This window comes from Zemynaea arenosa, from assembly GCF_004614185.1.
Lineage (GTDB): Bacteria > Pseudomonadota > Gammaproteobacteria > Burkholderiales > Burkholderiaceae_D > Telluria > Telluria arenosa.
Window position 1 is genome coordinate 1 of record NZ_SPVF01000224.1, and the last position, 5,403, is coordinate 5,403.

General features: G+C 69.0%; 5 protein-coding genes. 3 read left to right on the forward strand and 2 right to left on the reverse strand.

Annotated elements, in window-relative coordinates:
* Positions 1-194 precede the first annotated feature (194 nt).
* The 3 genes from E4L96_RS17515 to E4L96_RS17525 are packed head-to-tail and all read left to right on the forward strand — an operon-like array spanning position 195 to position 3,914.
* On the forward strand, positions 195-1,271 hold the full coding sequence (locus E4L96_RS17515; protein WP_135208502.1) for a glycosyltransferase family 4 protein: 1,077 nt from the start codon (positions 195-197) through the stop codon (positions 1,269-1,271).
* Positions 1,261-2,685, forward strand: a complete 1,425-nt coding sequence (locus tag E4L96_RS17520; RefSeq protein ID WP_135208503.1) for an MBOAT family O-acyltransferase — start codon at positions 1,261-1,263, stop codon at positions 2,683-2,685. The genes E4L96_RS17515 and E4L96_RS17520 overlap by 11 nt, the downstream gene beginning before the upstream one ends.
* A gap of 23 nt (positions 2,686-2,708) precedes the next feature.
* Positions 2,709-3,914, forward strand: a complete 1,206-nt coding sequence (locus E4L96_RS17525; protein ID WP_135208504.1) for a hypothetical protein — start codon at positions 2,709-2,711, stop codon at positions 3,912-3,914.
* Here the strand turns inward: E4L96_RS17525 and E4L96_RS17530 are convergent.
* Entirely contained in the window at positions 3,898-4,656 is a 759-nt protein-coding gene (locus E4L96_RS17530) for a class I SAM-dependent methyltransferase (RefSeq protein ID WP_135208505.1), read from the reverse strand. The two genes, E4L96_RS17525 and E4L96_RS17530, sit on opposite strands and share 17 nt — an antisense overlap.
* A gap of 20 nt (positions 4,657-4,676) precedes the next feature.
* On the reverse strand, positions 4,677-5,403 hold a 727-nt coding region (locus E4L96_RS17535; RefSeq protein WP_135208506.1), incomplete at its 5' end, for a glycosyltransferase family 4 protein.

The following is a 5,403-nucleotide window of genomic DNA, read 5'->3' on the forward strand; positions in this document are numbered from 1 at the left end:
CCGCGTCGCTGGCCCTGCGGCCAGGGCAAGGCGCGCTGGTCGCCCTGCTGGCGGCGGGTTCGGCGGCAGGTGGCGCCTGGCTGGCCGGGCTGATGCTGCTGCGGCACCCACTGCGGCGCGACCTGCAAGCCTTGTGCAGGCGCGCCCGCAATCTGCTCTTCGCCTGATCAAGCAAAACTTCAACGGAGGACACCATGCGCGTCGGAATCCTGTCCTATCCCATGCTGTTCGAGCGCGACGGCGGCCTGCAGGTGCAGGTGCGCGAAACGGTGCGCGCGCTGAACCGGCTGCCCGCCGAACACGCGGTGCACGCGGAGCTGGCTGACCCGGTGCACATGCGCCTGGCACACTTTGACGTGGTGCACGTGTTCGCGGCCATCAATGGCAACCACCGGATCATCGAGGCGGCCACGGAGGCGGGCGTGCCGACGGTGCTGTCGCCGCTGGTTTCGCCCGGCTGGACCCGCACCACTGGCGTGCGGGCGCGCGTGGCGGACCGGGTGCTGGGGAACCTCACGCGCTGGAACGTGCAAAGCAGCTACGCGCAGATGCGCAGCGCGCTGGAGCAGGCCAACCGCGTGATTGCGCTGGGGGACGAGGAGCGCCGCGCCATCGAGGAGGCGTTCCTGGTCGACGTCACGAAGGTGCGCGTGCTGCCCAATGGGATCAGCCACCAGTTCTTCGGCGCGGCGCCGAGCCTGTTCCGCGAGCGCACCGGCCTGCGTGGGCCGTTCGTGCTGATGGTGGCGTCGATTTCGCCGTACAAGAATCAGCTTGGGCTGGCCGAGGCGCTGTCCGAGCTGGCCCTGCCGCTGGTCCTGATCGGCGAGGCGCAGGAGCGCGACCAGAGCTACCTGCAGGCGCTGCGCAAGGTGCGAGGGGTGGTGTGTATGGGGCCCATCGCGCACACCGACCCGCTGCTGGCCAGTGCCTATGCCGCCGCCAGCGTGTTCGCGCTGCCCAGCCAAGGCGAGGTGGCACCCCTGTCCGTCATGGAGGCGCTGGCGGCGGGCACGCCCGTGGTGATGACCGACCAGAGTGCGCTGCACCTGGTGGATGACGCCTTCGCCATCACCCGCGTGCGGTGGAATGACAATGCGGCACAGCAGCGCGCCGTCCTCGCCCACGTGGAAGCGCCACCGGAGCGCGCGCGCGTGCGGGCGCTGGTGCAGGACTACACTTGGGAACGCGTCGCGATGCAACTGGCGGGTCTGTATCGCGAGCTGCTGGGCCAGCCGGCGGCCTCGGAGCGGGCGCGCGATGCTGTTTAACTCGTTCGGCTTCCTGTTCTTCTACCTGCCGGTGGTGCTGGGCGGGTATTTCCTGGCCGGACGCTTGAGCCACAAACTGGCAATTGCCTGGCTCGCGCTGGCTTCGCTGTTCTTCTATGGCTGGTGGGACGTGCGGTTCTTGCCGCTGCTGCTTGGATCGATCCTGTTCAATTATGCGGCGGCGCGCACCATGGCATGGGTGCCGTCCGCGCAGCGCAAGCGGGTGCTGGTGGCGGCAATCGCGGCCGATCTGGGGCTGCTGGCCTGGTTCAAGTACGCTGACTTCCTGCTGCAGACAATGGGGCTGGCGCCGCTGCAGATCGTGCTGCCGATTGGGATCTCGTTTTTTACCTTCACGCAGATCGCCTTCCTGGTGGACAGCTACCGGCGCGAGGTGAGCGAATGCCGACTGACGCATTACGCACTGTTCGTCAGTTACTTCCCGCACCTGGTGGCGGGGCCGGTGCTGCATCACAAGGAGATGATGCCGCAGTTTGCCGACCCGGCCAATGCGCGCCCGCGGGCGGCGGACCTGGCGATCGGGCTGACCACCTTCGCCATTGGCCTCGGCAAGAAGGTCCTGATCGCGGACAACCTGGCACCACTGGCCAATCCAGTGTTCGCGGCCGGGGCCGATCCAGCCCTGATCGAAGCCTGGGTGGGCGTGCTGGCCTACACCTTCCAGCTGTATTTCGACTTTTCCGGCTACTCGGACATGGCGATCGGGCTGTCGCGCATGTTCCGCGTGCAGTTGCCGCTGAACTTCGATGCGCCCTACAAGGCATGCGACATCGCCGAGTTCTGGCGGCGCTGGCACATGACCCTGTCGCGCTTCCTGCGCGACTACCTGTACATCCCGCTCGGCGGCAACCGCGGCGGCGAACTGATGCGCTACCGGAACCTGATGCTGACCATGCTGCTGGGCGGGCACTGGCATGGCGCGGGCTGGACGTTCGTGGCCTGGGGCGGGTTGCACGGCGCGTACCTGGTCGTCCACCGTCTGTGGCAGCAACAGGGGCGGCCGTTGCCGCGCGGCGCGGCGCATGCGCTGACCTTTGCAGCAGTCGTGGTCGCCTGGATCTTCTTCCGCGCGCCGGACTTCGCAACGGCCGGGGATGTCCTCCAGGGACTGGTCGGCGGCAACGGCATCGCGCTGCCGCATGGCCTGCAGGCATGGGCGTCGTGGCTGTCGGGTGCCAGCTTCGACGGGGTGCGCTGGATCGAGCTGGAGGGCGCCGGTTTGCCGGCGCTGGCCCTGGCCGCGGTGCTGGCCTTCGGCGCGCCGACCACGCAGGAGATCGTTGCGCGGCGCTGGCGGCCATCGCCCGGATGGAGCCTGGCGTGCACGGCCTTGCTGGTGGTGGCCATCTTCAACATCAACCGGCCCACCGATTTCCTGTATTTCCAGTTCTGATCCGTTCTGAACAAGGAGGCGCCATGCGCAGCTACCTGTGGACCGTTTGCGGACTGAGTGCGCTGGCGGTGGGCGGCGCGGCCGTCGCCAACTACGTGGTCGACCCCTACGTGACGCACCAGTGGGACAACGATACCGTGCAGCGGCTGCGCCCGGCGCGCGAGAAGATGAGCGCCTGGGGCAAGACCTATGCGGTAGCGGCCTACCGCCCCAGCGTGCTGTACCTGGGCAATTCGCGCACCGAACTGGGCCTGCCTGCGCCACTGCCGGCGTTTGGCAAGGCGCCGGTGTTCAATGCGGCACTGTCTGGCGCCTCGCTGGGCGATGCGGTGGCGATGGCGCAGCATGCGCTGATGGTCAGCCGGCCGCGCACCGTGGTGTGGGGCGTAGACGCGCCGTCGTTCTCGCTGGTGCTGGGGACGCAGGACTTCGACCGCCAGCTGGTGGCCACGTCGCCCGATTACTTTCCGCGTCGCGCGCTGCTGGACCTGCGGCGGGCCGTGTCGTACGACATGACGGAGGATACGCTGCGCGTCCTGCGCGGAACTTTCGGGTCCGTGTGCCGGTCCAATCTGGCGTTCCACGGGCAGCGGGATACGTCCTGCATCCTCGACCACATGCACGGCTGGGGCGGCACGGCGGCCGCGGTGCTGCCGCGCCTGCATGAATTCGTGCGCGGCGAAGGTCCGACACCGGACGCGCTGCAGGCCTTCATCGACACGGTCACACTGCTGTGCGGCACCGGCGCGCAGCTGCGCATCTATCTCAACCCGACCCATGCCTCGATGCACGAGGCGCTCTACCAGCGCGGCAAATGGGCGGCGCTCGAACAGTGGCAGCGCGGGCTGACGGCGGCCATCGACCAGGCACGGGCGGGCGGCTGCAACGCGCGGCTGTATGATTTTTCCGGCTACAACAGTGTGACGACCGAACCGCTGCCGCAGGCCAGTGGCGCCAAGGAGATGATTTACTACTGGGAGCCGTCCCACTACCGGGACAATGTGGGGCGGATGATCCTCGCCAGCATGTTCGGCGGGGATACGAGCGCCGTGCCGACCGACTTCGGTATCGAACTTAGCCTGCCGATGCTGGACCGGTTTCAAGCCGTCCAGCGCACCGCCCGGGATGAGTACCGCCGCGCCCATCCGGTGGAAGCGGCGCTGGCGCGCGCGGTGGCGGAGAGCGAAGCCGCCGCCGCGCGTCGCGCGCAGCTTACGCAGCGCCGCTGAGGCGCAGCACCACGCAGCCCTTTTCGCAGTTGCGTTTGCTCTGGGTCAGGCGCGGAAATTCCTTCTGCCAGCGCTCCAGGATGGCGCGTTCGTCCTCGCGCTTGGCGTCGTCCAGGAACACGGTGCCGAACGGGGCCAGCCGCGGGAACAGCGCCGGGCCGGCCGGGTAGCGCGCCAGGCGGCCGGTGTCCTTGGGCGGGCCGTCGATGGCGATCATGTCGATCTGGGCGAGCGGCGGCAGCACGTCGTGCACGTACCACTGCCAGGTGTCGGAGCCCACCGTGTAGTTGTTCAGGGGGGCGAACAGCACCTGCGCGTAGTCCTGCAGGCCGTGGCGTTCGAGCTGGGCCCGGGTCTCCTGGGCGTAGCGGGCGTCGTGCTCCAGGCTGTAGACCATGCCGCCGCCATTCAGTTGCATGCAGCGCGCCAGCACCAGGGTCGAGGTGCCGCTGCTGCATTCCACCACCACTTGCGGCTTCTCGTCGAGGGCGTGGCGGGCCAGCTCCATCAGGAAGTCGGGCGAGGCGGCCCAGCCGCGCGTAGTCGGCAGGCTCTTCTTGAAGCCAAGATCGATGTAGAGGCCTTGCAGCGCCTCGATCTGGCGGAACAGCGTGGCCGACTCTTCCTGCGAGAGGTCGTACATGCCGACCACCACCCGCTGCAGGCGCCGTACCTTGTGGACCAGGTCGAGCAGCAGGGCCAGGGCAATCAGATGGAACAGCGCACCGAGGTACACGAGCATGATGGATCTCCTTGTTGGCGTCAGATGCGGCGCCGGCCGAGCAGCCGGGTGTAAACGGGCACATAGCAGGCTGCGCTGGCCTGCCAGTGGCGATGCATGGTCACCCAGCTGCGGGCGGCGTGGCCCAGCGGCGTCAGGCAGCCGCGTTCGCTCAGCAGAGCCAGCAGAGTGTCGCCGAGGGCGGTGCTGCTGCCGGCCTCGAACAGGATGCCGGTACGCCCGTGCTCGATCAGGTCGCGGTGCCCGCCGACGTTGGACGCGGCCACCGGGACGCCGTGCGCCAGCGCTTCCAGCACGACGAAGGGCGAGTAGAGGTCGGCGTGGCGGCTGCGCAGACGGGGGAAGACGGCCAGGTCGGCGCGGGCCAGGTGGAGGGCCAGCTCGGGCACCGGGACGTGCTCGGCAAAACTGACATGCGCATCCAGGCGGCGCGCGCGGACCAGCTCGCGCAACTCGGGCGGGATGATGCCGGTGGCGGCCAGGTGCAGGGTCAGGCCAGGGTGGAACATGGTCACGCGGGGGAGGGCGTTCAGCAGAAGGTCGATGCCCTGCTCGGGGCCGAGCGTTCCGCCCCAGACGAGCGCCGGGCCGCGGGCGGCCGGGATGTCGCCACGGTAGGGCGGCACCGGTGAATCGAGCGAGGCTTCATAGGCGGCGGGGATGACGGCCCCCGGCATGCGGTGAATGCGGGCGCGCAGGCAGGCCAGCGCGGCGCGGGTCGGCGCGCACAGGCCGTCGGCGTGGCGC

Coding starts and splice junctions, on each gene's coding strand:
- E4L96_RS17530 (WP_135208505.1), bottom strand. CDS start 4,656: ATGCTCGTGTACCTCGGTGCGCTGTTCCATCTGATTGCCCTGGCCCTG.
- E4L96_RS17520 (WP_135208503.1), top strand. CDS start 1,261: ATGCTGTTTAACTCGTTCGGCTTCCTGTTCTTCTACCTGCCGGTGGTG.
- E4L96_RS17515 (WP_135208502.1), top strand. CDS start 195: ATGCGCGTCGGAATCCTGTCCTATCCCATGCTGTTCGAGCGCGACGGC.
- E4L96_RS17525 (WP_135208504.1), top strand. CDS start 2,709: ATGCGCAGCTACCTGTGGACCGTTTGCGGACTGAGTGCGCTGGCGGTG.